At 72.4% G+C, this 24,658-nt stretch carries 21 protein-coding genes; 15 read left to right on the forward strand and 6 right to left on the reverse strand.

Translation table 11 applies throughout. The annotated features are described in order from the left end of the window. The first annotated feature begins 148 nt into the window (after positions 1-148). Both sucC and sucD read left to right on the forward strand, forming a co-directional pair. The gene (sucC, locus tag IOD14_RS04875; RefSeq protein WP_123991183.1) at positions 149-1,327 is read left to right on the forward strand and encodes an ADP-forming succinate--CoA ligase subunit beta; all 1,179 of its coding nucleotides are present in this window, start codon (positions 149-151) and stop codon (positions 1,325-1,327) included. 18 nt (positions 1,328-1,345) lie between these two features. After that, positions 1,346-2,230 carry a succinate--CoA ligase subunit alpha gene (sucD, locus tag IOD14_RS04880; protein WP_212669730.1) on the forward strand — a complete coding sequence of 295 codons (885 nt, stop codon included), beginning with the start codon at positions 1,346-1,348 and terminating at the stop codon, positions 2,228-2,230. A gap of 144 nt (positions 2,231-2,374) precedes the next feature. Here the strand turns inward: sucD and IOD14_RS04885 are convergent, their stop codons facing one another. Next, entirely contained in the window at positions 2,375-3,205 is an 831-nt protein-coding gene (locus IOD14_RS04885) for a sigma factor-like helix-turn-helix DNA-binding protein (RefSeq protein ID WP_123991185.1), read from the reverse strand. A 96-nt stretch (positions 3,206-3,301) separates the two neighbouring features. On the opposite strand from IOD14_RS04885, the gene IOD14_RS04890 reads away from it, so the two are divergent. Then, positions 3,302-4,969: a DUF6350 family protein gene (locus IOD14_RS04890; RefSeq protein ID WP_212669731.1), complete on the forward strand. Its 1,668-nt coding sequence runs from the start codon at positions 3,302-3,304 to the stop codon at positions 4,967-4,969. A gap of 31 nt (positions 4,970-5,000) precedes the next feature. Here IOD14_RS04890 and IOD14_RS04895 read toward each other — a convergent pair whose 3' ends face one another. Next, positions 5,001-5,789, reverse strand: a complete 789-nt coding sequence (locus tag IOD14_RS04895; RefSeq protein ID WP_123991187.1) for a hypothetical protein — start codon at positions 5,787-5,789, stop codon at positions 5,001-5,003. 218 nt (positions 5,790-6,007) lie between these two features. Here IOD14_RS04895 and purN point away from each other — a divergent pair, with 218 nt between their 5' ends. Together purN and purH are read left to right on the forward strand one after the other, a co-directional pair. Further along, positions 6,008-6,679, forward strand: a complete 672-nt coding sequence (purN, locus tag IOD14_RS04900) for a phosphoribosylglycinamide formyltransferase (RefSeq protein ID WP_123991188.1) — start codon at positions 6,008-6,010, stop codon at positions 6,677-6,679. After that, positions 6,676-8,241, forward strand: a complete 1,566-nt coding sequence (gene purH, locus IOD14_RS04905; protein ID WP_212669732.1) for a bifunctional phosphoribosylaminoimidazolecarboxamide formyltransferase/IMP cyclohydrolase — start codon at positions 6,676-6,678, stop codon at positions 8,239-8,241. The genes purN and purH overlap by 4 nt, the downstream gene beginning before the upstream one ends. 34 nt (positions 8,242-8,275) lie before the next feature. Here the strand turns inward: purH and IOD14_RS04910 are convergent, their stop codons facing one another. Continuing rightward, positions 8,276-9,952 carry a protein kinase gene (locus IOD14_RS04910; protein ID WP_212669733.1) on the reverse strand — a complete coding sequence of 559 codons (1,677 nt, stop codon included), beginning with the start codon at positions 9,950-9,952 and terminating at the stop codon, positions 8,276-8,278. A 240-nt stretch (positions 9,953-10,192) separates the two neighbouring features. Continuing rightward, complete coding sequence (locus IOD14_RS04915) at positions 10,193-10,864, reverse strand: RDD family protein (protein ID WP_123991191.1); 672 nt, start codon at positions 10,862-10,864, stop codon at positions 10,193-10,195. A gap of 240 nt (positions 10,865-11,104) precedes the next feature. On the opposite strand from IOD14_RS04915, the gene IOD14_RS04920 reads away from it, so the two are divergent. From IOD14_RS04920 to IOD14_RS04945, 6 genes are all read left to right on the forward strand, one after another. Continuing rightward, entirely contained in the window at positions 11,105-11,959 is an 855-nt protein-coding gene (locus IOD14_RS04920) for a bifunctional methylenetetrahydrofolate dehydrogenase/methenyltetrahydrofolate cyclohydrolase (protein ID WP_123991192.1), read from the forward strand. A 223-nt stretch (positions 11,960-12,182) separates the two neighbouring features. Continuing rightward, positions 12,183-12,716 carry a DUF3017 domain-containing protein gene (locus tag IOD14_RS04925; RefSeq protein ID WP_174269210.1) on the forward strand — a complete coding sequence of 178 codons (534 nt, stop codon included), beginning with the start codon at positions 12,183-12,185 and terminating at the stop codon, positions 12,714-12,716. A gap of 236 nt (positions 12,717-12,952) precedes the next feature. Next, a complete protein-coding gene (locus IOD14_RS04930) occupies positions 12,953-13,450 on the forward strand; it encodes a helix-turn-helix transcriptional regulator (RefSeq protein WP_212669734.1) in 498 nt (165 codons plus the stop codon). A 235-nt stretch (positions 13,451-13,685) separates the two neighbouring features. Continuing rightward, positions 13,686-14,840, forward strand: a complete 1,155-nt coding sequence (locus IOD14_RS04935) for an XRE family transcriptional regulator (protein ID WP_249125832.1) — start codon at positions 13,686-13,688, stop codon at positions 14,838-14,840. A 335-nt stretch (positions 14,841-15,175) separates the two neighbouring features. Further along, positions 15,176-16,165: a malate dehydrogenase gene (locus IOD14_RS04940; protein WP_123991195.1), complete on the forward strand. Its 990-nt coding sequence runs from the start codon at positions 15,176-15,178 to the stop codon at positions 16,163-16,165. A gap of 127 nt (positions 16,166-16,292) precedes the next feature. Beyond that, a complete protein-coding gene (locus IOD14_RS04945; RefSeq protein ID WP_212669735.1) occupies positions 16,293-17,156 on the forward strand; it encodes a hypothetical protein in 864 nt (287 codons plus the stop codon). 426 nt (positions 17,157-17,582) lie between these two features. Here the strand turns inward: IOD14_RS04945 and IOD14_RS04950 are convergent, their stop codons facing one another. After that, positions 17,583-18,470, reverse strand: a complete 888-nt coding sequence (locus IOD14_RS04950) for a bifunctional helix-turn-helix transcriptional regulator/GNAT family N-acetyltransferase (protein ID WP_212673205.1) — start codon at positions 18,468-18,470, stop codon at positions 17,583-17,585. Between the two features lie 141 nt (positions 18,471-18,611). Between IOD14_RS04950 and IOD14_RS04955 the strand changes: the two genes are divergently transcribed. Genes IOD14_RS04955 through IOD14_RS44170 form a run of 3 tightly spaced genes read left to right on the forward strand, consistent with a single transcriptional unit; the run spans position 18,612 to position 22,039 of the window. Then, positions 18,612-20,405 (forward strand): hypothetical protein, encoded by a 1,794-nt coding sequence (locus tag IOD14_RS04955; RefSeq protein ID WP_212669736.1) that lies wholly within the window; start codon positions 18,612-18,614, stop codon positions 20,403-20,405. Then, entirely contained in the window at positions 20,392-20,748 is a 357-nt protein-coding gene (locus tag IOD14_RS04960; protein WP_123991198.1) for a hypothetical protein, read from the forward strand. Before IOD14_RS04955 ends, IOD14_RS04960 begins: the two co-directional genes overlap by 14 nt. Before the next feature lie 34 nt (positions 20,749-20,782). Beyond that, the gene (locus tag IOD14_RS44170) at positions 20,783-22,039 is read left to right on the forward strand and encodes a hypothetical protein (protein WP_249125833.1); all 1,257 of its coding nucleotides are present in this window, start codon (positions 20,783-20,785) and stop codon (positions 22,037-22,039) included. Between the two features lie 52 nt (positions 22,040-22,091). Here IOD14_RS44170 and IOD14_RS04970 read toward each other — a convergent pair whose 3' ends face one another. Beyond that, positions 22,092-22,901, reverse strand: coding sequence for a hypothetical protein (locus IOD14_RS04970; protein WP_212669737.1), 810 nt, complete (start codon positions 22,899-22,901; stop codon positions 22,092-22,094). Positions 22,902-23,091: 190 nt separating this feature from the next. Between IOD14_RS04970 and IOD14_RS04975 the strand changes: the two genes are divergently transcribed. Then, the gene (locus IOD14_RS04975) at positions 23,092-24,618 is read left to right on the forward strand and encodes an aldehyde dehydrogenase family protein (protein WP_212669738.1); all 1,527 of its coding nucleotides are present in this window, start codon (positions 23,092-23,094) and stop codon (positions 24,616-24,618) included. Positions 24,619-24,658: the final 40 nt, after the last annotated feature.

Genomic DNA, 24,658 nt, shown 5'->3' on the forward strand with positions numbered 1-24,658 from the left:
CAAGCAGCGATAACCTGCGAGACGGACATGCCGCGCGCTCGGACACCGTGTGCGCCTCCCTTGTGACAGACGGCGGACGTCACGTTGCCCATCGCGGCACGCCCACGCATCCAACGAACCGCGAGATCACTGATAGGGACGGAAGCGCGTGGACCTGTTCGAGTACCAGGCGAGGGACCTCTTCGCCAAGCACGATGTACCGGTGCTGGCCGGTGAAGTCATCGACACGCCTGAGGCGGCCCGCGCAGCCACCGAGCGCCTCGGTGGCAAGTCCGTCGTCAAGGCCCAGGTGAAGGTCGGCGGCCGTGGCAAGGCCGGTGGCGTGAAGCTCGCCGCCACCGCCGACGAGGCGGTCGAGCACGCGACCAACATCCTCGGCATGGACATCAAGGGCCACACGGTCCACAAGGTGATGATCGCCGAGACGGCCCCGGAGATCGTGGAGGAGTACTACGTCTCCTTCCTCCTGGACCGTGCCAACCGCACCTTCCTCTCCATCGCGTCCGTCGAGGGCGGCATGGAGATCGAGGAGGTGGCGGAGACCCGCCCCGAGGCCGTCGCCAAGACGCCGATCGACGCCAACGTGGGTGTGACCCCCGAGGTCGCCCGCCAGATCGTCGAGGCCGCGAAGTTCCCGGCCGAGGTGGCCGACAAGGTCGCGAACGTCCTGGTCACCCTGTGGAAGACCTTCATCGAGGAGGACGCCCTCCTCGTCGAGGTCAACCCGCTGGCCAAGGTCGCCTCCGGTGACGTCATCGCCCTGGACGGCAAGGTCTCCCTCGACGAGAACGCCGAGTTCCGTCAGCCGGGACACGAGGCCCTCCAGGACAAGGACGCGGCCAACCCGCTCGAGGCCGCTGCCAAGGAGAAGAACCTCAACTACGTCAAGCTCGACGGCGAGGTCGGCATCATCGGCAACGGCGCGGGTCTCGTCATGAGCACCCTGGACGTCGTCGCGTACGCCGGTGAGGCGCACGGTGGCGTCAAGCCCGCCAACTTCCTCGACATCGGCGGCGGCGCGTCCGCGGCCGTGATGGCGAACGGCCTGGAGATCATCCTGGGCGACCCCGACGTCAAGTCGGTCTTCGTCAACGTCTTCGGCGGCATCACCGCGTGCGACGAGGTCGCCAACGGCATCGTGCAGGCGCTGCAGCTGCTCGCGGACAGGGGCGAGGAAGTCACCAAGCCCCTCGTCGTCCGCCTCGACGGCAACAACGCCGAGCTGGGTCGCAAGATCCTCTCCGACGCCAACCACCCGCTGGTCCAGCGCGTGGACACCATGGACGGCGCGGCCGACAAGGCCGCCGAGCTCGCGGCTGCGAAGTAAGGACGAGGGAACACAGCCATGGCTATCTTCCTCAACAAGGACTCCAAGGTCATCGTCCAGGGCATGACCGGTGCCACGGGCATGAAGCACACCAAGCTCATGCTGGCCGACGGCACGAACATCGTCGGTGGCGTGAACCCGCGCAAGGCGGGCACGTCGGTCGACATCGAGGGCAACGAGATCCCGGTCTTCGGCACGGTCGCCGAGGCGATGGAGAAGACGGGCGCCAACGTATCCGTCCTCTTCGTCCCGCCGGCCTTCGCCAAGGCCGCCGTGGTCGAGGCGATCGACGCCGAGATCCCGCTCGCGGTCGTCATCACCGAGGGCATCGCGGTCCACGACACGGCCGCGTTCTACGCGTACGCCGTCTCGCAGGGCAACAAGACCCGCATCGTCGGCCCGAACTGCCCCGGTCTCATCACCCCGGGCCAGTCGAACGCCGGCATCATCCCGGGCGACATCACCAAGCCGGGCCGCATCGGTCTGGTCTCGAAGTCCGGCACGCTGACGTACCAGATGATGTACGAGCTGCGTGACATCGGCTTCTCCTCCGCCGTCGGCATCGGTGGCGACCCGATCATCGGTACGACGCACATCGACGCGCTCGCCGCGTTCGAGGCCGACCCCGACACCGACCTGATCGTGATGATCGGTGAGATCGGCGGCGACGCCGAGGAGCGGGCCGCGGCCTTCATCAAGGAGAACGTGACGAAGCCGGTCGTCGGCTACGTCGCGGGCTTCACCGCGCCCGAGGGCAAGACCATGGGCCACGCCGGCGCCATCGTCTCCGGTTCCTCCGGCACGGCCGCCGCGAAGAAGGAGGCCCTCGAGGCCGCCGGCGTCAAGGTCGGCAAGACGCCGACCGAGACGGCGAAGCTCGCGCGCGAGATCCTCGCCGGCTGAAGCACCTGGCCGCTGGTCGGTGGGCCCGTTCCCCTGTGCGGGGGGCGGGCCCACCGCCGTGTCACGGGGTGCCGGGCCGGGTCCGGGTCGCCCGCCGGCTGCGGGTGAGTTCCGGCCGGCCGCGCACCCCTCACCGGCCCGTCGTCAACGACTGACCGGTACCAGCCTCTCCGGACCGCTCACCGTCGACCCGCGCAGCTTCTCCCGCAGCTCCACCTCGCCTTCCGACAGCGCGCCCTGCCCCACCCTCGCCGGCACGCCCTGGATCTCCGCCCCCGGCGCCACCGGTGGTTCGTAGTGCGTGGGAGCCGTCCGCAACGTGAGTGCCGTCGTGCCGATCAAGGCCACCGTGAACGCGATCGCCGCCCGCGTCCAGAAGCGTGCCCGGCGCTCGCTCGCGGTCCGTACCGCGGGCGGCTGGGCGGCCCGCAACCGTTCCCTGGACGCCAGCGAGACCAGGCGCTCGTGCAGGGCGGACGGGTCGGCCAGGTCGGTGAGCCGTTCCGCGATCACCGAGCGCGCGTTCATCAAGCGGTACGCCGTCGTCGGCGTGCTCGCCTCCGTCTCCGCCGCCGTCTCCGGAAGGTCGAGGCCCACACCGTCGTACAGCAGGAGCGTGCGCCGCTGCGGTGGCGGGAGTCTCAGGAGTACGGCCATCAGCGCGCGGTCGGACGGATCGGCGACGGGTGCCTCGGGGCTGCGGTAGCGGGGGCGGAAGCGATGCCAGGGAGAGAGGGCGTACTCGTACGCCATGACCCGTACCCAGCCCGCCGGATCCCGGTCCACCGCCACCTCGGGCCAGCGCTGCCAGGCGAGTTGGAAGGCCCGCTCGACCGACTCGCGGGCGAGTTCGCGGCGGCCGGTGAGCAGGTAGGTCTGCCGGACGAGGGCGGGCGCGCAGAACGCGTACAGAGCGTCGAAGGCCTGAGCGGGCGTCAGGCGGGTGTCCGGGAGCTCCGGTTGGCTCTGCTTCACAGGGCGCCCCTCCGTACGAAAAAGTACATAGTCGTATATTGAGCGACACTTCGGGGGTTCGCCTGTTACGACGAGAAAGCCCGTGTCGTTGGGAGCATGGCGGGCGTGATCCAGATGACCGCTCGCCGAACGTCGTTGTCGCCCCTGCTCACCCGGTTGCGCGACCGGACCCCCGGCCTGGCCGCCAGCCTCCTGGGTGGTGCGGTGGCCGCCGGGCTGGGGCTCGGTTCGTTCGCCGTGCTCGTGATGGTGCTGTGGATCAGTTCGCCGTATCCCGACAGCGGCCCGGGGGGCGCGCTGCACGTGGCCGCGGCGCTGTGGCTGCTCGCGCACGGGGCGGAGCTGATCCGGACGGACACGCTCTCCGGTGTTCCGGCACCCGTCGGGGTCACCCCGCTGCTGCTGCTCGCGCTGCCGCTGTGGCTGGCCCACCGGGCGGCGCGCGACCTCGCCTGCGGCGACGAGGAGCCGCCGCAGGCGTCCGGGCGGACGGCGTGGGCGGGGGTCGTGCTCGGCTACCTCGCCGTGGCCGCGGCCGCCGCGCTGTACGCGTCCGGCGGGGCGCTGCGGCCCTCGTGGACGGAGACCTGCGTGTGTCTGCCCGCCGTCGTCATGGGCGCCGCCGGTGTGGGGGTGTGGACGGCGTACGGCCGTCCCGCCGAGGCGGTGGACGCGGTACTGGTGCTGCTGCCCGCCGGGGTCCGCAGGCTGGTGCTCGGCGCGGAGGCGCGGGCCCGGCTCTCGGCGGCGGCACGGGCCGCCGGGGCCGGGGTCGCCGTGCTCACGGGCGGTGGGGCGGTGCTGCTGGGGGTGTCGCTGGTGGCGCACGGCACGGCGACACGGGGCTCGTTCCTCCAGCTCACGGAGGGGTGGTCGGGGCGGTTCGCCGTGCTGCTGCTGTGTCTGACGCTGGTGCCGAACGCGGCGGTGTGGGCGGTCGGGTACGCGACCGGACCCGGGTTCGTCCTCGGCGCGGGGCATGTCGTGGGACCGCTGTCCTCGGATCCCGCGCCGCTGCTGCCGCCGTTTCCGCTGCTGGCGGCGGTCCCGGGAGCGGGGGCCACAGGACCGGCGCACTGGGCCGCGGGGGCGGTGCCGCTGCTGGCCGGGGCGGTGGTGGGAGGGTTCGTGGGGCGGGCCGCGGGCCCCGAGTGGACACGGGGGCGGACGGCCGGCGCGGTGGTGCGGACGGCGCTGCTGTGCGCGGCGGCCCTCGCCGTGCTGACGGCGCTGTCCGGCGGACCGCTGGGCGTGGGGGCACTGTCCCGGTTCGGCCCGGTGTGGTGGCAGGTCGGCGCGGCGGTCATGGGGTGGATCGTGGCGGTGGGCCTGCCGGTGGCCCTGGCGGTACACGCCTGGCGGGGCCGCTCACGGAGCGGCCCGCGGAACTGGGCGCCGTCGGTGCGGGGTCGGCTCTCGCGGCGCAAGCAGACGGACGGCGCCGGAACCACCACCACGACCGGCCCGACGGAAGCGACCGGCCCGACGGAAGCGACCGGCCCGACGGAGGCGAGCCCCCCGCAGGACGACCCCTACGAGCAGGACGACACCTACGCTCCCCAGGACCCGGACGACATCTACGCCCCCCAGGACCAGGACGACACCTACGAGCCCTACGGCTTCCTGCCCGCCCCTGGGCCGGACCCCGGGCTCACCCCGACGCCCTGGTACGACGAGGCGTCACGCGAGTCCCGCTGGGCGGCCCTCAGGGAGGCGGCCGTACCGCTGGAGGAGTCCCCCGGGAAGTCGTCGCCCACCGACTGACCGCCGGGGCGGGCGCACCGCCCCGGCCGTGTCAGCTGTTCGCGCCCATCACGCCACGGAGCTGCTTCGGCAGCAGGTCCGCGCAGGACTGTTCCGCCTGGGTGGTGAGGGCGTCGCTCCGGCAGGTGTAGTAGTCGTCGTAGACGAGCCTCGCGGTGAAGCTCGCCGCCACGAAGACCAGCGCCAGCGAGGCCGTGACCAGGCCGCTCACCGCCGCCGTGGTCTGCGGACGGGCCGACTGGGGCGGGGCCGGGGTGTCGGGGTCCGGGGTGCGGGGCTTGGCGCGCAGGGCGCTGATGCTCCAGTGCATGGCCAGCGCGCCCAGCAGCAGGGCCACGTACGACCAGCCGAAGAGGGCGAAGAAGAAGGCCCACATACCGGACAGCAGGGCGTAGCGCGCACGGCGCTGGGAGGGGTCCGTCGGGTCCCAGCGCATGCCCGGACCGTTGGTGCCCTGATCCTCCGGGCCGCCACCGGGGCCCGCGCCCGGACGCTGGCCGAAGCTTCCGTCGGAGCGGCCCGGCTGGCGGTCGCTCCACTGGCTGCCCCACGGGGTGCGGCCACCGCCGCCCTCGCCCCTGCCGTCGTCCGAGCCCTCGGGGCGGCGCGGCTGCCACGGGCGGTCCGGGGTGCCCTCCGGTGGCGGGGCGAAGGGGTTGTCGTCCTCGGCCTTGCCGCCTTGTCCCTCGTCGTGCTTCTTGCCGGAGGGAGGGGCGTCCGGCGGAGAGGAGGGCTGCTCCCGCAGCAGCACGCCGCTGCGCTCCCCTCCCTGCACCGAATGCTGGGGGAGCGTGAGGAGTCGCAGGCTGCGGTCCGACATCAAGTGAGCGTCTTCCCCTTGGAGTCCGTCGAGTACGTGAAGCGTCCGGCGTGAGCCGTCACCCCGTGAACGCACCGCGCACCACCCGCGTTCCCGGACCGGCTCCAGGCAGACGCTACCTTCCGGCCACGCCCCCGTCCCGTGGGGGGCCTTCCGGTGTGCCGGTATCGTTGCTGACGGTCGGCCGCTTCGTAGACTTCCCCGTATCCCGGGGCTCGATGCATTCGTACGACCGTACAAAAGCTCACCCGAGAAAGGGCCCCACCGTGGCCAAGCAGGCCAAGCGCCTCGTCGTGCTGGTCTCCGGATCCGGTACGAACCTCCAGGCGCTCCTCGACACCATCGCGACGACCGGCGTCGAGTCGTACGGCGCCGAGATCGTCGCGGTCGGCGCCGACCGCGCGAACATCGAGGGGCTCGCGCGGGCCGAGCGGGCCGGGCTGCCGACCTTCGTGTGCAAGGTCAAGGACTTCGGGACCCGCGAGGAGTGGGACGCCGCCCTCGCCGAGGCCGTCTCCGCGTACGAACCCGACCTCGTGGTGTCCGCCGGGTTCATGAAGATCGTGGGCAAGGAGTTCCTCGCGCGCTTCGGCGGGCGGTTCGTGAACACCCACCCCGCACTGCTGCCCAGTTTCCCGGGGGCCCACGGAGTGCGCGACGCGCTCGCGTACGGAGCCAGGGTCACCGGCTGCACCGTCCACTTCGTCGACGACGGCGTCGACACCGGACCGATCATCGCCCAGGGCGTGGTGGAGATCCGGGACGAGGACGACGAGAGCGCTCTACACGAGCGCATCAAGGAAGTCGAGCGAAGGCTGCTCGTCGAGGTCGTGGGGCGGCTCGCCCGCAACGGCTATCGCATTGAGGGACGAAAGGTAGTTATCCAGTGACCGCCGAGAGCAACAAGCGGCCCCTTCGCCGGGCGCTCGTCAGCGTCTACGACAAGACCGGCCTGGAAGATCTCGCGCGCGGGCTGCACGAGGCGGGCGTGGAGCTCGTCTCCACCGGCTCCACCGCGGGCCGTATCGCCGCCGCCGGCGTCCCCGTCGCCAAGGTCGAGGAGCTCACCGGCTTCCCCGAGTGCCTGGACGGCCGCGTCAAGACCCTGCACCCGCGCGTGCACGCCGGCATCCTCGCCGACCTGCGCCTCGACAGCCACCGCGAGCAGCTCGCGGAGCTCGGTGTCGAGCCGTTCGACCTCGTCGTCGTCAACCTCTACCCGTTCCGCGAGACCGTCGCCTCCGGTGCCTCCGCCGACGAGTGCGTCGAGCAGATCGACATCGGCGGTCCCTCCATGGTGCGCGCCGCCGCCAAGAACCACCCGTCGGTCGCCGTCGTCACCAGTCCCGAGCGGTACGCGGACGTCCTCGCGGCGGTCCAGGACGGCGGCTTCGACCTCGCCACCCGCAAGCGGCTGGCAGCCGAGGCCTTCCGGCACACCGCCGAGTACGACATCGCGGTGTCGAGCTGGTTCGCGAGCGCCTACGCTCCCGCGGACGACTCCCCGTTCCCCGAGTTCATCGCCGCGGCCCTGGAGCGCAAGAGCACCCTGCGCTACGGCGAGAACCCGCACCAGCCGGCCGCGCTCTACGTCGACGGCACGGGGGTCGGTCTCGCCGAGGCCGAGCAGCTGCACGGCAAGGAGATGTCGTACAACAACTACACGGACACGGACGCCGCCCGCCGTGCCGCGTACGACCACGCCGAGCCCGCCGTCGCGATCATCAAGCACGCCAACCCCTGCGGCATCGCGGTCGGTTCGGACGTCGCCGAGGCGCACCGCAAGGCGCACGCGTGCGACCCGCTGTCGGCGTTCGGCGGGGTCATCGCCGTCAACCGGCCCGTCAGCAAGGAGATGGCGGAGCAGGTCGCCGAGATCTTCACCGAGGTCATCGTGGCGCCGGACTACGAGGACGGCGCTCTCGAGGCCCTCGCCAAGAAGAAGAACATCCGCGTCCTGAAGGCCCCGGCCGCGCCCGCGCACCCCGCCGAGGTCAAGCCCATCGACGGCGGCGCGCTCCTCCAGGTCACCGACCGCCTCCAGGCCGAGGGCGACGACCCGGCGCACTGGACCCTGGCCACCGGCGAGGCGCTGAGCGCGGACGAGCTCGCCGAGCTCGCGTTCGCCTGGCGGGCCTGCCGGGCCGTCAAGTCCAACGCCATCCTGCTCGCCAAGGACGGCGCCTCCGTCGGCGTCGGCATGGGCCAGGTCAACCGCGTCGACTCCGCGAAGCTCGCCGTCGAGCGGGCCGGTGCCGAGCGCGCGCAGGGCTCGTACGCCGCCTCGGACGCCTTCTTCCCCTTCCCGGACGGCCTGGAGGTCCTCCTGGAGGCCGGTGTGAAGGCGGTCGTCCAGCCGGGCGGTTCGGTCCGTGACGAGCTGGTCGTCGAGGCCGCGAAGAAGGCGGGCGTCACGATGTACTTCACGGGGACGCGCCACTTCTTCCACTGACGGACACCGCACAGGGCGGCGCCGCGCTCGACACCTACGTCGAACTGCGCAGCGCCGCCCATGTGTTGGGCCCCACCTGGCCGTCCACCTCCAGCCCCTTGGCGCTCTGGAACTGCTTGACCGCCGACTCTGTGGCCCGGCCGAACTCGCCGTCCACACCCGAACTGCCCACGCTGTAACCGCGCTTGGTGAGCATGCACTGCACCTGGACGACCCGCTGGCCCTTGTCGCCGTAGTCGGTGAGTTCGGTGCCCGAGTAGTAGGTGCAGCCGGAGATCCAGGCGGGGGTGGCCGGGGGCGCGGCCGTCCTGGTGACGGTGGCGGCAGGGGTGGGGGCCGCGGTGCTCCCGCCCGCACCCGTTGTGCCGCCGCCCGGGGTGGTGGTCGCGGACGGTGTCCGCTCCGGCTCGCTGCTGCTCCTGTCGGCGGCCGGCTGCTCCTCGCTCCGGTCCTTGCCCTCGTCCTTCTTCTGCCCCTTGTCCGTGCCGGAGGGCGAGGCGGAGGCGCTCGGCCCGGCGGAGCCGGCCTCGGCGGAGGCGGTGACGCCGGGCGAGCCTGTCGGGGCCGCGGCGGCCGAGGAGTCCAGGCCCGGGCGGGTGAGCAGGAACGCGCCCACGGCCACGGCCCCGACGGCGATGCCCGCGACACCGGCCAGATAGGGCCTTCGGCGCTTCGGCCGCGCTCCGGCCGGGGCGGGAACGGGCGAGACCACCGGCTGCGTGGGAGTGCGGAAGTGGGCGGACTGCCGGACGGGCCCGCCCTCCAGCACCGCGCACCCCTGCTGCCGTTCCAGGAGCCGGGCGGCCAGCGGGTCGTGCCACTGGGACGCGCGGCCGTGTCCGGCGGCCGTGGCCGCGTCGATCAGCTGCCGCGGGGAGGGGCGCCCGGCGGGGTCCTTGGCGAGGCAGGCCGACAGCAGCGCGGCCAACGCGGGATCCGCCTGCGCGAGTTCGGCCATGATGTCGGCGTCGGGTGCCTCGAAGGCGACCCGGTGCATGACGTCCACGCCGGTCCCGTCGCCGAAGGGGGCGTGGCCGGTGGCGGCGTAGACGAGGGTGCAGCCGAGGGAGAAGACGTCGGAGGCGGCGTCGCAGCGGCCCTCGCGCAGATACTCGGGCGCCATGTACGCGGCCGTGCCGACCCGGTTTCCGGTCGAGGTGATCGCGCTGCTGTCGGCGGCGCGGGAGATGCCGAAGTCGATGACGTGCACGCCCCGGGGGGACAGGATCACGTTGGAGGGCTTGAGATCCCGGTGCACGACCCCGGCTGCGGTCAGTGCCGACAGGGCCTCCCCGAGCTCCGCCACCAGCCGCCACACCCCGGCCGGCGCCGGCAGCCCGCACTCGCGGACCGCCTCGGCGAGGCTGAGGCCGGGCAGGTACTCGGTGGCCATCCACAGCAGCGCGTCGTCGAATCCGGTGCCCAGCAGGTGCGGTGCGCGCGGTGTGCGCACCCGCCCGTGCACGGCGGCCTCCCGCTCGAACCGCCGCCGGAAGTCGGGGCCTTCGGCGTACTCGGGCCGGATCACCTTCACGGCGGCGAGACCCGGGGCGTCGTCGGCGCGCCGGCCCAGATAGACCCGGCCCATGCCCCCGCTGCCGAGGAGTCCGAGCGGGACGTAGGGTCCGATGCGCCTGGGATCGGCGGGCAGCAGCGGGACCGCGCCCGCCTGCCGCAGCGCGGTGTCACCGGCCGCCGGTATGTCTGTCACGGTCCCCCCGACCTGCCTTTTCGTTCCTCAACGTGCTCTCGCGTCACACGAGTTGACTGAGGAGAGGCTAGCGCCCCGCCGCCGGGGCGTGCCGGGATACGGGGGGGAACGCGGCCGCAGGGCAAGGACCGGACACCGGTGACGCCCCGGGGGCCGTGTCACGACGTGACACGGCCCCCGGGGAAAGGCGCGGCGAGAAGGCGAGGTGGCGATCCGCCGCCGACGGTGGTGAAGCGGTGCTCAGTTCGTACGGATGACGATGGACGAGCAGACCTTGTCGGCGAAGGTCTGGCGCTTGGCGTCCCAGGCCGGCCACAGCCAGCCGAGGTAGCAGGCGAGGCTGTCCAGGAAGTGCGCGAGGCGGCGGACGAAGGCCATGCCGACACCGAGGGGCTGCCCGTCGCTCTCCCGCACCAGACGGATGCCGAGCGCCTTCTTGCCGAGCGTCTGGCCGGTACGGCCCTCCATGATCAGCAGCCAGATCGCGAGGCCGATGATGCCGAGGTAGCCGATGATCACCAGGGCGGCCGTCTTGTTGGCCGCACCGACGCCCACGATGATGTACGGCACCACGAACACGAGCATGTCGACCAGGGTGCCCAGGAAGCGCTGGCCCCAGTTCGCGTACGGCGGCTGGGCGCCGTAGCCCGGCTGCTGCGGGTAGCCGTAGGCGGAGGCCGGGACCTGCGGGGCCTGCGGGTAGCCGTAGCCGGGCTGCTGCGGGTATCCCTGCTGCTGGGGGTAGCCCTGCTGCGGCGGCACACCCTGGGGGGCCTGCTGCGGGTAGCCGTAACCGGGCTGCTGCTGCGGAGGCTGCTGGGGGTAGCCGTAGCCGGGCTGCTGCGGCTGCTGGGGCGGCTGCTGCGGGTTCTGCGGCTTTTCGTAAGGGTTGTTGGGCGAGCCGAAACTCATGGTGATCCTCCGTTGGCCGAGCTGGGGACAATGCGGGACTGCGCGGAGGAACGTCATGTATGAGCGGTCTGCCCCCCGAACACCAACCGCGATACTGCGCCAGACATGGTTCTAGGCAGGTGTGTTGTTGTCCAGCCTCATTCGGTATGTGTTGTGCAAGTGCAACCTCGTCGATCATGAGCGGGGCCATGGGGGAACCCGGATTGGAACCGGGGCCGGGTCATCCGGGAGGATGGGGTCATGACCGCCCAGATTCTCGATGGCAAGGCCACCGCAGCCGCGATCAAGTCCGATCTGACCGCCCGCGTGGCGGCGCTGAAGGAGAAGGGCGTCACGCCCGGCCTCGGCACGATCCTCGTCGGGACCGATCCCGGCAGCCAGAAGTACGTCGCCGGAAAGCACCGGGACTGCGCGGAGGTCGGCATCGCCTCCATCCAGCGCGAACTGCCGGAGACGGCCACACAGGAGGAGATCGAGGCGGTCGTCCGCGAGCTGAACGACGACCCCGCGTGCACCGGTTACATCGTCCAGCTGCCGCTGCCCAAGGGCATCGACGAGAACCGCATCCTGGAGCTCATGGACCCGGACAAGGACGCGGACGGCCTGCACCCCATGAACCTCGGGCGCCTGGTCCTCAACGAGCCGGCGCCGCTGCCCTGCACCCCCAACGGCGTCCTCACCCTGCTCCGTCGCTACGGCGTCGAGATCAAGGGCGCGGAGGTGGTGGTCGTCGGCCGCGGCGTGACGATCGGCCGCCCGATGCCGCTGCTGCTGACCCGGCGCAGCGAGAACGCGACGGTGACCCAGTGCCACACCGGCACCCGTGACCTGTCCGCGCACCTCAAGCGCGCGGACATCATCGTCGCCGCGGCCGGTTCCGCCCACCTGATCCGCCCCGAGGACGTGAAGCCGGGCGCCGCCGTCCTCGACGTCGGCGTCTCCCGCAACGCCGAGGGCAAGATCGTGGGCGACGTCCACCCCGGCGTCGCCGAGGTCGCCGGCTTCATCTCCCCGAACCCCGGCGGCGTCGGCCCGATGACCCGCGCCCAGCTGCTCGTCAACGTGGTCGAGGCGGCGGAGCGCAGTGCCGGCTGACGCACGGGACCCCGGCAAGCGGGGAACGACAGCAGAGGCGACCGCGGCGCGGATCTCCCGGGAGGCGGGCGCGGAGTCCCGCGGGACGCGTGAGCCGGCTGCGGAGTCGGCGCAGGCTCCGCGGGAAGAGGGCGCGGGCTCGGCCGGAGCGCGTGCGCGCCGGGAGCCTGAGCCTGGTGCGGAGGGCACCGGGCCCCGGGGGCAGTCGGCCCGGGAGGCGGCGGTGGGTGGGACACGGACGGACGGTGCGGCCCGGAAGTCCGGTGACGCCGACCAGGAGGACAAGGTGCCGGATCCCGAGGCGGAGGCCGAAGTCGTCGTACGGGACGCGATCAGCGCCCCTGACGTCGACGGGCGGCCGCGGCGCGCCACGCGCCGGTTCCCGCTGTTCACCAGGGACACCGCGAGGCCCGAGGGCGGTGGCCGGGCCGCGCCCCGGGACGCCCCGGCGCCCGCCAGGCAGTGGCCGGTGCTCGCCGTGTCGGCGGCGGTGGGGCTCGGACTGCTGCTGACGGCCCTCGACCAGTTCCGCTACGGCACCCTGCTCATCGGTCTCGCCCTGCTCGCCGGTGCCGTGCTGCGCTGGCTGGTGCCGGACGTCGGCATGCTCGCCGTCCGCTCCCGCTTCACCGACATCGCCACCTACGGCGTGCTCGGCACCGTCATCGTTCTGCTGGCGATGATGGTGCAGCCGAACCCGTGGCTGGTGATTCCCTTCCTCAAGGACACCCTGCACTTCACGGTCAGCAACAGCTGACCCGGAGCGGGCGGGCGGTCCGCCCCCACCCCCGATGAGGGACGGACCGCCGTCACGACTCAGCCTCCCGCGCCGTGAGCAGCCTGTTCAAGCGCTGTCCGTTCGCTGTGGCACAGCGGTGACGGTTCCGGCACGGTGTGCGTGACGTGCCACAGCCGTCCCGGTCCCAGGAACCGATCAGCCCTCTGACGTCGTCAATTGCCTGGAAGCAGGTGAGGACGCCGCGGAGGTGGGCGATGAGTGGCTGGCAGGCGCTGCCCGACGATCTGCCGCCGGAGGTGCGGCATTTCGTGGAGCAGCTCAGACAGCTCAAGGACCGCACGGGGCTCAGCCTCGTCTCGCTCGGCGCCCGCACCGCGTACAGCAAGTCCTCCTGGCACCGCTATCTCAACGCCACCCAGCCCCCGCCCCGCCAGGCCGTCGCCGCCCTGTGCCGGATCGCGGGCCTCGACACCGCCGAGGCCGAGCGCTTCGGTGTGCGCTGGGAGCTGGCGGTCCAGGCCTGGCCCCGTCCGGCGGCGGCGACCTCCGTGCGGGCCGCCGAGGGCAAGGAGGGCAAGGAGGGCCAGGAGGCTGAGAAAGGGGAACGGTACGAGGACGACCCCACGCTGCCATGGTGGGACGAGCCCCCCGGGGAGCGCGCGAGCGGTACGAACCGCCTGCTGCTGTCCGCCGCGCTGCTGCTCGTCCTCCTGCTGCTGCTCGGGGTGGCCGGTGCCGTTGCGTCCGGGTGATCAGGGAACTCGCGTGACGGCCGTTATTTCCGGTGTGTTCCGCCTGTGACGATGTATCGACAAGTTTGCGTATTTGATATGGAGCTGTTCGACGACACGGCTAACGTGTCGAACTTGCGGATGCTCCCGTGCGCCCCCACCCGGGGAGCTGAGATCCTTACGGCACGGGGAAGAGCGGGGAACAGCCAGCACCGACCGGGGGGAAAGAGGGGGAGCAATGCCTCGTTGGAGGGCCTTGCCGGATGAACTGGATCCGCAGGTCAGGGAGTTCGCGAGCCAGCTGCGGCGGCTCGTGGACCGCAGCGGCCTGAGCATCGCGGCCGTCGCCGACCGCACGGGTTACAGCAAGACGTCCTGGGAGCGGTATCTGAACGGCCGGCTGCTCGCGCCGAAGGGCGCGATCGTCGCCCTGGCCGAGGTCACCGGCACCAATCCCATTCACCTGACGACGATGTGGGAGCTCGCCGAACGCGCCTGGAGCCGTTCGGAGATGCGCCACGACATGACCATGGAGGCCATCCGGATCTCCCAGGCGCGGGCCGCGCTCGGCGAGTTCGGGGCACCGCCCGCGAACGCCAAGGGCGGCAAGACGGCCCGCAGGAGCGGCAGCGCGACGGCGACGCCGGGAGTGGCGGGGCCGGCGGGCGTGGCACCCACGGTGCCGCCCCAGCCGACCGCGTCGGAAGGGGACAGCGCCTCCTCCTCGGGCGGCAACTCCTGGGGTGTGGCCGGGTATCAGGGGCCGTCGCAGGCCCAGGGGCGTACGGCCACGCCCGCTCCCGCGCCCGTCTCCGCCGACGGGCCGGGGTGGACGCCGGGGACGCCGGGGCCGTACGACGAGCCGCAGGACGCCCGTCCCGGGGACGGGTCCGCCGGAAACCCGGGGGGTTCCGGCGGGGGGAAGCGGCGGCTGACGATGTTCCTCGCCGGGGTCGTCGGAGTGCTGGTCGTGATCGCCGCCGTGTTCTTCCTGACCGACCGGGGCGGGGACAAGGGCAAGCAGGCCGGGAAGTCGCCGTCGCCGTCCGCCAGCACGTCCGTCTCGCTGCCCGCCGGGGTGAAGTGCAGTGGCGCGGGGTGCACCGGGAAGGACGCCGAGGCCATGGGGTGCAGCGGAAACCTGGTCACGACGGCCAACACCGCGACGGTGGGGGCGACCGTGGTCGAGGTGCGGTACAGCAAGACCTGCGGGGCGGCGTGGGGTCGGATCACCCAGGCCGGTCCGGGGGACAAGGTCGAGGTGAGCGCCGGGAAGGCGACCGAGCAGAGCGGGAGCATCACCGAGGCCGGGGACACGATCGCGTACACGCCGATGGTGGCCGTCAAGGCCGCGGGTGACGCCAAGGCGTGCGTGACGCTGGCGTCCGGGCAGCAGGGGTGCACGGGCTGAGGGTCCTGCGGGGGCCGTTCTCCGGGTGAATGTCCGCGGAGTGCGCATGGGTCGCCGAATCGGGGGCAGGCGACCGGTACCCCCACGGGAGTCCGGCAATCGGTACCCCCATACGGCGGCCGCCTTCGTCCCCCTCTCCCGGACGGGCGGCCGCCTCTTTTCGTGGGGCGCCACGGGCCGGTGTCCGCGGGGCTTTGTGGGCTGGGCCACACGGACCCGGACGTTCGGGTCCCCGGATGCGCGATAGCCTGACCGGTGGATCTCTTGATGCCGAGAGATCGATCAAACGTCCGGGGCAGGGACGCCCCACCGCCAGCTGTCATACGGAGAACGCCATGACCCGCACTCCCGTGAACGTCACCGTCACCGGCGCGGCCGGCCAGATCGGTTACGCCCTGCTCTTCCGCATCGCCTCCGGCCAGCTGCTCGGCGCGGACGTGCCGGTCAAGCTCCGCCTCCTGGAGATCACCCCGGCGCTCAAGGCCGCCGAGGGCACCGCCATGGAGCTGGACGACTGCGCGTTCCCGCTCCTCCAGGGCATCGACATCACGGACGACCCGAACGTCGCCTTCGACGGCACCAACGTCGGTCTCCTCGTCGGCGCCCGCCCCCGCACCAAGGGCATGGAGCGCGGTGACCTCCTGGAGGCCAACGGCGGCATCTTCAAGCCGCAGGGCAAGGCCATCAACGACCACGCCGCGGACGACGTCAAGATCCTGGTCGTCGGCAACCCGGCCAACACCAACGCGCTGATCGCCCAGGCCGCCGCCCCGGACGTACCGGCCGAGCGCTTCACCGCGATGACCCGCCTCGACCACAACCGCGCGCTGACCCAGCTCGCGAAGAAGACGGGCACCACGGTCGCCGACATCAAGCGGCTCACCATCTGGGGCAACCACTCCGCCACCCAGTACCCGGACATCTTCCACGCCACGGTCGCCGGCAAGAACGCCGCCGAGACCGTCAACGACGAGAAGTGGCTGGCCGAGGACTTCATCCCGACCGTCGCCAAGCGCGGTGCCGCGATCATCGAGGCCCGTGGCGCGTCCTCCGCCGCCTCGGCCGCCAACGCCGCCATCGACCACGTGTACACCTGGGTCAACGGCACCGCGGACGGCGACTGGACCTCCATGGGCATCCCGTCGGACGGTTCCTACGGCGTCCCGGAGGGCCTGATCTCCTCCTTCCCCGTCACCACCAAGGACGGCGTCTACGAGATCGTCCAGGGCCTGGAGGTCAACGAGTTCTCCCGCGCCCGCATCGACGCCTCCGTGAAGGAGCTCGAGGAGGAGCGCGAGGCGGTCCGCGCGCTCGGCCTCATCTGAGTTTTCTCCACAGCTCTGTCACGAGCCTGCACGGGCCCTGTTCCGGTTCCTTCCGGAACGGGGCCCGTGGCCGTTTTTCGCCCTACCGTCGAAGCCGTGCCCGATGGGGCGGTTCGGGGGGTTCGCGATGAACGGCTGGAACGGCTACAGCTCCGGTTCCGGAGCGGAACACGAGCCGAGCGAGGACAGGGGCCGGTCGGCCTGGAGCTCGGGAGAGACGGGGAGCGCTCCGCCGTGGGCCTCCGCGGAGACCCAGACCTCGTTCGCGCCTCCCTGGGCGACGGCCGGGACGCAGGCCGCGCCGCTCCCGCCCTGGACCCCGGTGGCGCAGACGCCCGCGGGCCCGCCGCGGGCACCCCGCAGGGTCCGGCGAGTGCTCGCCGCGCTCGCGGTGGCCGTGCTGGTCGGGGTCTCGGTCGGTGCCGGTGTCTGGCTGCTCCTGAGAGGCACCGCCCTCGGGTCCGGTGACCGCACGGGCGCCGGTCCGGCCCCGAGCGTCACGGGCCCTTCCTCCCCTTCGCCCTCCGGCTCCACCGCCTCGGGGTACCGCCGTGTCCAGGACCCCGTCGGCTACACACTCGACGTCCCGGGGGGCTGGACCCGCACCGAGAAGCAGGGCCAGTCGGCGCCGGTCGTCATCTACGACGCCCCCGCCGACGGCCGCCGCCTCCAGGTCTTCCGGATCACGGAGGACACCCCGGCCCAGTCGCTCGACCTGGCCGAGAACGACCGCGGGTACGGCTTCGCTCGTCAGCCCGGCTACCGGGTCGTCGACCGGGCCTCCGGCACCACCTGGGCCGAGCTCGTCTACCGCTACGACGACACGGACCTCGGCGCCCGTCAGGTCGTCGACCACCGTTTCCAGGCCGCCGACGGGACGCTGTACGCGATCCGCGCCACCGGCCCCGGCTCCCTCGCGCCCGCCCTGGTGCGCGAGCCGCTCACCAGGGCGCTGGCCTCCTTCTGCCCGGCGGACACGGAGTGCGCCTGAGCGGCTCGCCCACGAGCCGGTCCCCCTGCCGCACCGAACACGGCGGGCGATACCGGGGGAGGCGCGAACGAACCCCGGGATCCGCCGACCCGCACCGCCCGGCCCACCGCACCCCCGCATGCCGACGCGGCTCCCGGCCCCGGCCCGCCGTCGGACGGCCCGCCGCCCCGCACCGCGCGTACGAACGAGGGGCGGGAGGGGCGCCGGCCGGGCCGTGATCCCGTTCGCCGACGCGGGTACCGGGACCTGCCGAGGCCACGCCCCCGACGCGTGCGCGGAGCATCAGCAGACCGATGACCGGGTTCAGAAGAGAGGGCACCGCGGCTCCTCGGGGCAATCGGTTGCGGACGGGGGCGGACAGCGGAGGAACGAACGCGATAGTACTCGTTCCGCGCCACACGCGATAGTGCGTGAATCGCCGTGCGGTCAGCCGGACAGCCGCTTCTCGAACCAGTAGTCGCCGTAGACGTGTTCCGCGTAGGGCGGGATCTCCGTGTAGCCGCAGGTGCGGTACATCGTCTGTGCCTCGGTGAGGGACGCGTGGGTGTCGAGGCGCAGGGTGGTCAGGCCGCGGGCGGCGGCCTCCGTCTCCAGTGCCGTGAGGAGGCGTCGGGCGAGGCCCAGGCGGCGGGCGTCCGGGTGCACCCACACATGCCGGAGCTCCCCGATCCGCGGCTCCAGTCGACGCAGTGCGCCGCAGCCCACCGGGCGGCCCTCCTCGTACGCCACGAAGAACGCGCCGGCGGCTCCGGAGACCTCCTCGGGCCGCACCAGGTCGGACCTGTCGAAGCCCTCCGGGAAGCGGGCGTCGATGTCGGCGGCGTAGGCGTCGAGGCAGGCGCGGGCGTCGGGGGCGGCGCCGTCGACCGGGGCCACGGTGATGGCGGCCAGGCGCAGCAGGCGCTGGGCGGTGCTCATGGCCTCGGTGAGCTGCTCGCGCTGGGGCCCGGTGAGCCCGTCGAGCAGGCCGGCCGCGAGGGCGTCGGCCCGGCGGTTCTGCTCCTTGAGCTCGGTTCTTCCGGCGCGGGTCAGCTCGACCATGCGCAGTCGGCTGTCGGCCGGGTGGACGCTGATCCGGACCATGCCTTGCGCCTGGAGGGTCTTCGTCATCCGGCTCAGGTATCCGGCGTCCAGCCCGAGCCGGGTCCTGAGCTCGCGCAGCGAGACTCCCTCGCCGATCTCGAACAGCAGCCGTGCCTCGCCGAGCGGTCGGTCCTGGCCGAGGTAGTGGTCGTCCAGGGCGCCGATACGGCGGGTGAAGTAGCGGTTGAACCGGCGGAACTCCGCCACGTGCTCTGTCGACACCGGGTCCATAATCTTTGACATTAGTCAAAGGAATCGGTCGTTGTCCACAGGTCGGGACATTCCGGTTTCCCGACCCCACCCGCACCCCTATGCTGATTCCTCGTCAACAACAGCACTGGGCAAGGTCCTTGCACGCATCGGGGGAGTGGCGTGAGTACTACATCCGTGCCTCAGCAACCGCAGCCGACGCAGGGCGGCGCGCCACCTCCTGCGGCGCCGCCGGGGCCCGCCACGCCGCCGCACGCCAGCGAGGCGACCCGGCTGCTGTGCGCGGGCACCTACCTGGATTCCGGATACCGGGATCGGGTCATCGAGCAACTGCACCTGAACGAACAGCGGATCGTGGCGCCCTCGCTGGGCCTCGACGCGGCCCGCGTGCTCGCGCACGCGCTGCGGGCCCGGCGCCAGGAGCTGCTGTGGGCCGGGCTGATCCTCGGCCTGTGGGTGATCGGGCTGCCGCTGACCGGCGGGCTGCTGTTCGTGTTCCTCGGTCCCAGCCTGATGCTCGCGGCCGCCTCATGGGTCCGGGGCAAGGGCGTGAACCCGCCGCTGTACCGCCGGGTGCCGGCCTTCGTCATGCGCTGGTGGGGGCGTCTCGTCTTCGCGATGTTCCTGATCCTCGCCCTCGTCGTCGCCTTCGGCGGGGGCGAGGGCGACTCGTCGTCCTACGGCGACTCGGGCCCGTTCGGCGACTCGTACAGCTCCTACGACGACTCCTCCGACCTGTCCGATCTGCTGTTCCCCGACTTCGACGGGGTCAGCGGGCTGATCGGGCCCGCGCAGGCCTGGCTGCTGGTCGTCGTCTTCGCGCTGATCGCGGTGTGCGTGGCCGCGCAGCGCGGCCAGTTCGCCAGGGCGGTGGGCGCGGAACTGTCCCCGCAGCGCTTCCCGGACGCGGCCGGCGACCCCGCCGAGCGCGCCGAGGGACAGCGGTTCCAGCGGCTCAAGCAGCGCATCCGGATCGAGCAGCACGCGCCGCTGGTCATGTACCACGAGAAGCGTCCCTTCTGCGGGGCCGGGGCCGCCTACGAGACCTGGGTGATCGCCGTCGAGCTGCGGCCCGACGAGATGAAGAAGGAACAACTGCCGCTGAACAACCGGGCGGTCCTGGAGAAGATCCGCCCGCTGCTCGAACAGCTGCGGCTGCCCTCCGAGTTCGCCGGGCACACGGTCCGCGACCGGCTGCGCTGGCTGGAGATCGACGAGTGCGTGTTCCTGCCCGCGGAGGGGCTGCGACGGCGCGAGGAGGCGCCGTACCACCCGCAGGCCTTCGAGGACCACCGGGCGCGCGCGGTCGAGGAGGGCGCCGAGAAGCGGCGCCACTTCCTGCGGATCCGGGTCGGCGGCTGGGAGGAGGAGCTGGTCGTCACGGTCTTCGTGCGCGTCCACACCCAGGGCCGGATGCTCATGCTGGAGATCGCCCCGCATGTGCTGCTGCCGGTGCGCGAGGACTTCAAGGACGCCGACCGCACGGCCCACACCTACCGGCACAACAACGTGCTCGGCAAGGCCGCCTGGGCGGTGGCGCGCGTGCCGGGCTCCGCGGCGCGTTCCCTCGCCACCCTCGGCAGGGGCGTGGGGTACGCGTGGAAGCTGCTGACCGGCGGCTACGCGGGCGCGCTGCCCGACGGTCCGGCGCTGTCGGTGCGGGAGCTCGGTTCGACGGACGAGGGGTCCCGCTTCCAGGAGATGGACGCCTACCGCTACCTGCGGAGCGTGCAGGACCGGGTCGCGCACGGCGTGCTGACCGCGCTGGCCGAATCCGGATACCAGACCGGCGAGTTCGTCCAGAAGATCGTGAACATCAGCAGCGGCGGTGTGAACGTCGAGGGCGGCGTCCACGGCAGCACGTTCGCGGTGGGCAAGAACGCCACCGCGTCCTCCACCACCGGCGGCTCGGGGGCCGCGCCACAGAAGGGAACCAGCGGCAATGGCAACGGATGAGCCAGGCGTCAGCATCAGCGGCGGTGTGCACGGCAGCACCTTCGCCATCGGCAGCCACGCGCACGCCGAGAGCCACCACGGTACGACGCCCCAGCGGGACGAGGCCGCCGAGGCGCTCCTGACCGCCGTACGGGAACTCCGCGAGGACCTCACGCGACTGCGGGCCACCGACGAGACGGCCGCGCTGGACACCGCGCTGGCCGAGACGGAGGAGGAGATCGTCACGACGGGCCAGGCCGGACCGACCCGTCGCGAACGGCTGCGGGCACTGCTGGACGACTCGCAGGCGCTGGTCGGACTGGTCGCGTCCGCGGGGGCCGTGGCGGGGCTGCTGGGGTTGTGAGAGAGCGCTGCGGGGCGAGCGGGGAGGGAACGCCATGAGCGGGGGAGCGCGGTACTGGAACGAGGAGACGCAGCGGTGGGAGGACGGGGACGGGAGCGGGGCCGCGACCGGTCCGGTCACGCCGCCGCCACCGGCCCTGCCGGGCGCGGTGCCGACGTGGCCGCCGGGGGTTCCCGGGGCCCGGGATGCCGAAGGGGGCGCCGGACCGTCGGCTGACGGCCCCCGCACACCCACGGCGCCTCCCGTCGCGCCCGTCTGGCCGCCGGCTGCCGGGGCGGACGGGGCGGACGGGATGGGGGCGGACCCCGATCGGACCGTGGACGTGGGCGCGGGCATCGGCTCCGCGGGGCCGAACGCCGGCCCGCCCTCCTCCCCGCAGCCCCCGCCCCCGCCCTCCCCTCCCGCCGGCTGGCCCGGAACCGGGGGTGGCAGCACCTGGCACGGTCCCGGCGCTGCCGACGCTTCCGGCGGCTGGTCCTCGGTCGAGCAGATCGGCGGCGGGTCCGTGCCGTCGGCCGAGTGGTCGGGGTCCGCCTGGTCGACCACCGTCCCGACGGCCGTTCCCGAGGCTCCCACCGGGACCAACCGCCGGCTCGTGTGGTCCGCGCTCGTCGGGGTCGCCGCTGTGGGGGTCGCCGTGACCCTGGTGCTGACGACGGTCGTCGGCGACGACGGGGACGACAAGGCCGGCGGCGCGAGCCCGACGCCCACCGGGATCGTCTCCCAGCAGAGCGACCCCTACGAGTCGCCGGCCCCCTCACCGACCGAGGACACCGCGTCCCCGCTCGCCTCGGCGCCCGAACTCCCCGCCGGGTACGAGCTGTACGAGGACCAACAGGGCTTCCGTATCGCACGGCCCGTGGGCTGGTCGCGCACCGCCGTGGCGTCCCGGTTCGGCATCGACGTGGTCAACTTCCGCAGCGCGGACGGCGAACGCCGGATCCAGGTGTACCAGGTCGCGGAGGAGTCCCCGGAGGCGTCGTTCGAGCTGTACCTCTCCGCCGACACCGCCAAGCCGGACGGCTTCGAGAAGCTGGACCTGCGGCCCGTCGAGGAGAACGGTTTCACGGGCGAACGCCTGGAGTACCGGGCCGACACCCTCAGCGGCGAGCCGGACGTGGGCCCCTGGCACGTCTACGACGAGCGGTTCGTCGCCCAGGACGGCCTCATCTACGCGATCGCCGCGTACGGTCAGGAGGACGACGGCGGCGCGGACGAACTGGAACTGCTGACCACCGCTCTCTCCGGCTTCTGCGCGCCCTACGCCTGCGACGCGGCATCGGTCGACTGAACCGGGGCCCGGCCGGACGCGGTCGACCGAACCCGGGCCCGGCCGGGGCCGGTCACACGCCCTGCAACTCGTCCTGGAGCTTGCCCACGTCCACGCTCTCGTCCGCCGAGGGCGTCTTCGACGGGACCGGCCTGCCGTAGTCCGAGAAGGACAGGGCCATGTCGGTCCCGTCGCCCCGCTGCGTGGCCCGCACCAGCCGGTGCGGCGCGTCCGAAGTGACGTACAGGACCGCCTTCTTCCCCTCCGACGTGCCCCTCAGCGGGATCACGTCCGTGCCGTCGATCCTCGTCTCCCGGCCCTTCGTGAGCCGCTCCGCGTCGGAGGAGTCGGCGGTGATCTCCTTCTGGAAGGACGTCAGATCGCAGATGTCGGCCATGCCCTTGAGCATGACGTCGTCGGTGGAGCCGTGGATGTAGCGGTTCTTGAAGAGCTCGGCGACCGCGTCGCCCTGCCCGCCCGGCACCTGTGCCTTCCAGAACGCGGTGTCCGGCTTCATCCACACCTCGGCGCCCCGCTTGACGATCTCGACACTGCCGCCGCCGGAGCCCATCCGCATCGACCCGGCGCAGTTGCCGTCCTGGTCGAGGGCGAGGTCCATCGAGACGGGCTGGGTCCTGCCGGCCCGGGCCTGCGCACTGCGGTCCGTCAGCTTCAGACGCACGGACTCGGCGTCGAGGAGGTTCTTCTTCGCCTGGTCGACCAGCTCGCGGGCGCTCGGATCGTCGGCAGCCGCCGTGGCCAGGGCCGGAGACAGAGGGAGCGGGGACAGAACAAGGGCCGACGACAGAAGAAGGGCCGCACTCGCCGCCGTGCCGGTCACCCGCAGGGGCAGCGCCCTGCCGGTCCGCACTCTCCGTGTCATGGCGTCTCCTCCACGGTGGGCACGTCCAGCGTACTTTTCGCCCTGTTTGTCCGCATGTCCAGTGAGCCAGCACACTTTCGGTCATCGATTGCGCATGCAATCGAGGCGCGGGGGCATGCGACGACGGTCCCCGTGAGTGACACGCGTGTGACCCAGGGGAGTCGAACAGGAACGGAAGGCAACACCGATCATGGCCGGACAGCACGCGCGGCAGGAGCCGCACACCATCCACGCGGGCGGCGAATGGCGCGCAGCCGTCTCCGGAGCCACCCGCGACATCCTCGACCCCGCCGACGCGCGGCCCTTCGCCGTGGTCGCCGAGGGTGACGAGAAGGACACCGATCTGGCGGTCGCCGCCGCCCACCGGGCCTTCGACTCAGGTCAGGGCCCCTGGCCGCTCACCCCCGTCGCCGAACGCGCCGCACTGCTGCGTCGCGTCGCCGATCTTCTCGTACGCGACCGCGAAGAGCTCGGACTCCTGGAGAGCCGGGACGCGGGCAAGACGGTGGAGGAGGGCCGGGTCGACATCGACTGTGTCGCCGACGCCTTCCGCTACTTCGCCGACCTCGTCGCCGCCGAGGCGCCCGGCCGGGTCGTGGACGCCGGCTCGCCCGACATCCACAGCGTCGTCGTGCACGAGCCCATCGGTGTGTGCGCGCTGATCACTCCCTGGAACTACCCGCTCCTCCAGGCCAGTTGGAAGATCGCCCCGGCGCTCGCGGCCGGCAACACCTTCGTGGTCAAGCCGAGCGAGATCACCCCGATGACGACGATCGCGCTCATCGAGCTGCTGGTCGAGGCCGGTCTGCCGGAAGGCGTGGCCAACATCGTGACCGGCCCCGGTCACACCGTCGGGGCCCGGCTCTCCGAGCACCCCGATGTCGACCTGGTCTCCTTCACCGGTGGTCTGATCAGCGGCACCAAGGTCGCCCAGGCCGCCGCCCCCACCGTGAAGAAGGTCGCTCTCGAACTCGGCGGCAAGAACCCCAACGTGGTCTTCGCCGACGCCTGCGCCACCCCCGAGGGCTTCGACACCGCCGTCGACCAGGCCCTCAACGCCGCCTTCATCCACAGTGGCCAGGTCTGCTCCGCGGGCGGCCGCCTCATCGTCGAGGAGTCCGTCCGGGACCGCTTCGTCGCCGAACTCGCCCGCCGGGCCTCGGCGATCCGGCTCGGCCGCGGCACCGAGGACGGCGTCGAGTGCGGGCCGCTGGTCTCCGAGCAGCAGCGCGACAAGGTCGAGTCCTACGTCGCCTCCGCACTGGAAGAGGGCGCCGTGCTGCGCTCCGGCGGCCGGCGTCCCGAGCCCTCGCCCGAGCGGCCCGCCGACGGCTACTTCTACGAGCCGACCGTTCTCGACCGCTGCCACCGCGAGATGCGGGTCGTGCGGGAGGAGGTCTTCGGACCGGTCCTCACCGTCGAGACCTTCCGCACCGAGGACGAGGCGATCGCCCTCGCCAACGACACCGAGTACGGCCTCGCCGGCGCCGTCTGGACCACCGACGCCGGCCGTGCCCGCCGGGTCGCCGGCCGGCTGCGCCACGGCACCGTGTGGATCAACGACTTCCACCCCTACCTCCCGCAGGCGGAGTGGGGCGGCTTCGGCAAGAGCGGAGTGGGCCGCGAGCTCGGCCCCGCCGGGCTCGCCGAGTACCGCGAGAGCAAGCACGTCTACCAGAACCTCGCGCCGAAGCCGGTGCGCTGGTTCGCCGGTTGAGCCCACTCGCCCTCCTCTCCCCTCCTCAAGACCTCCCTGG

It is taken from the genome of Streptomyces sp. A2-16 (assembly GCF_018128905.1).
In the GTDB taxonomy this organism is placed as follows: domain Bacteria; phylum Actinomycetota; class Actinomycetes; order Streptomycetales; family Streptomycetaceae; genus Streptomyces.

What these genes read in the sequence shown, in the direction of transcription:
- IOD14_RS04895 (WP_123991187.1), bottom strand. Translation starts at nt 5,789, where the DNA reads ATGTCGGACCGCAGCCTGCGACTCCTCACGCTCCCCCAGCATTCGGTG.
- IOD14_RS04940 (WP_123991195.1), top strand. Translation starts at nt 15,176, where the DNA reads ATGACCCGCACTCCCGTGAACGTCACCGTCACCGGCGCGGCCGGCCAG.
- IOD14_RS04920 (WP_123991192.1), top strand. Translation starts at nt 11,105, where the DNA reads ATGACCGCCCAGATTCTCGATGGCAAGGCCACCGCAGCCGCGATCAAG.
- IOD14_RS04960 (WP_123991198.1), top strand. Translation starts at nt 20,392, where the DNA reads ATGGCAACGGATGAGCCAGGCGTCAGCATCAGCGGCGGTGTGCACGGC.
- IOD14_RS04945 (WP_212669735.1), top strand. Translation starts at nt 16,293, where the DNA reads ATGAACGGCTGGAACGGCTACAGCTCCGGTTCCGGAGCGGAACACGAG.
- IOD14_RS04930 (WP_212669734.1), top strand. Translation starts at nt 12,953, where the DNA reads ATGAGTGGCTGGCAGGCGCTGCCCGACGATCTGCCGCCGGAGGTGCGG.
- IOD14_RS04950 (WP_212673205.1), bottom strand. Translation starts at nt 18,470, where the DNA reads ATGGACCCGGTGTCGACAGAGCACGTGGCGGAGTTCCGCCGGTTCAAC.
- purN (WP_123991188.1), top strand. Translation starts at nt 6,008, where the DNA reads ATGCATTCGTACGACCGTACAAAAGCTCACCCGAGAAAGGGCCCCACC.
- IOD14_RS44170 (WP_249125833.1), top strand. Translation starts at nt 20,783, where the DNA reads ATGAGCGGGGGAGCGCGGTACTGGAACGAGGAGACGCAGCGGTGGGAG.
- IOD14_RS04915 (WP_123991191.1), bottom strand. Translation starts at nt 10,864, where the DNA reads ATGAGTTTCGGCTCGCCCAACAACCCTTACGAAAAGCCGCAGAACCCG.
- IOD14_RS04970 (WP_212669737.1), bottom strand. Translation starts at nt 22,901, where the DNA reads ATGACACGGAGAGTGCGGACCGGCAGGGCGCTGCCCCTGCGGGTGACC.
- sucD (WP_212669730.1), top strand. Translation starts at nt 1,346, where the DNA reads ATGGCTATCTTCCTCAACAAGGACTCCAAGGTCATCGTCCAGGGCATG.
- IOD14_RS04975 (WP_212669738.1), top strand. Translation starts at nt 23,092, where the DNA reads ATGGCCGGACAGCACGCGCGGCAGGAGCCGCACACCATCCACGCGGGC.
- IOD14_RS04890 (WP_212669731.1), top strand. Translation starts at nt 3,302, where the DNA reads ATGGCGGGCGTGATCCAGATGACCGCTCGCCGAACGTCGTTGTCGCCC.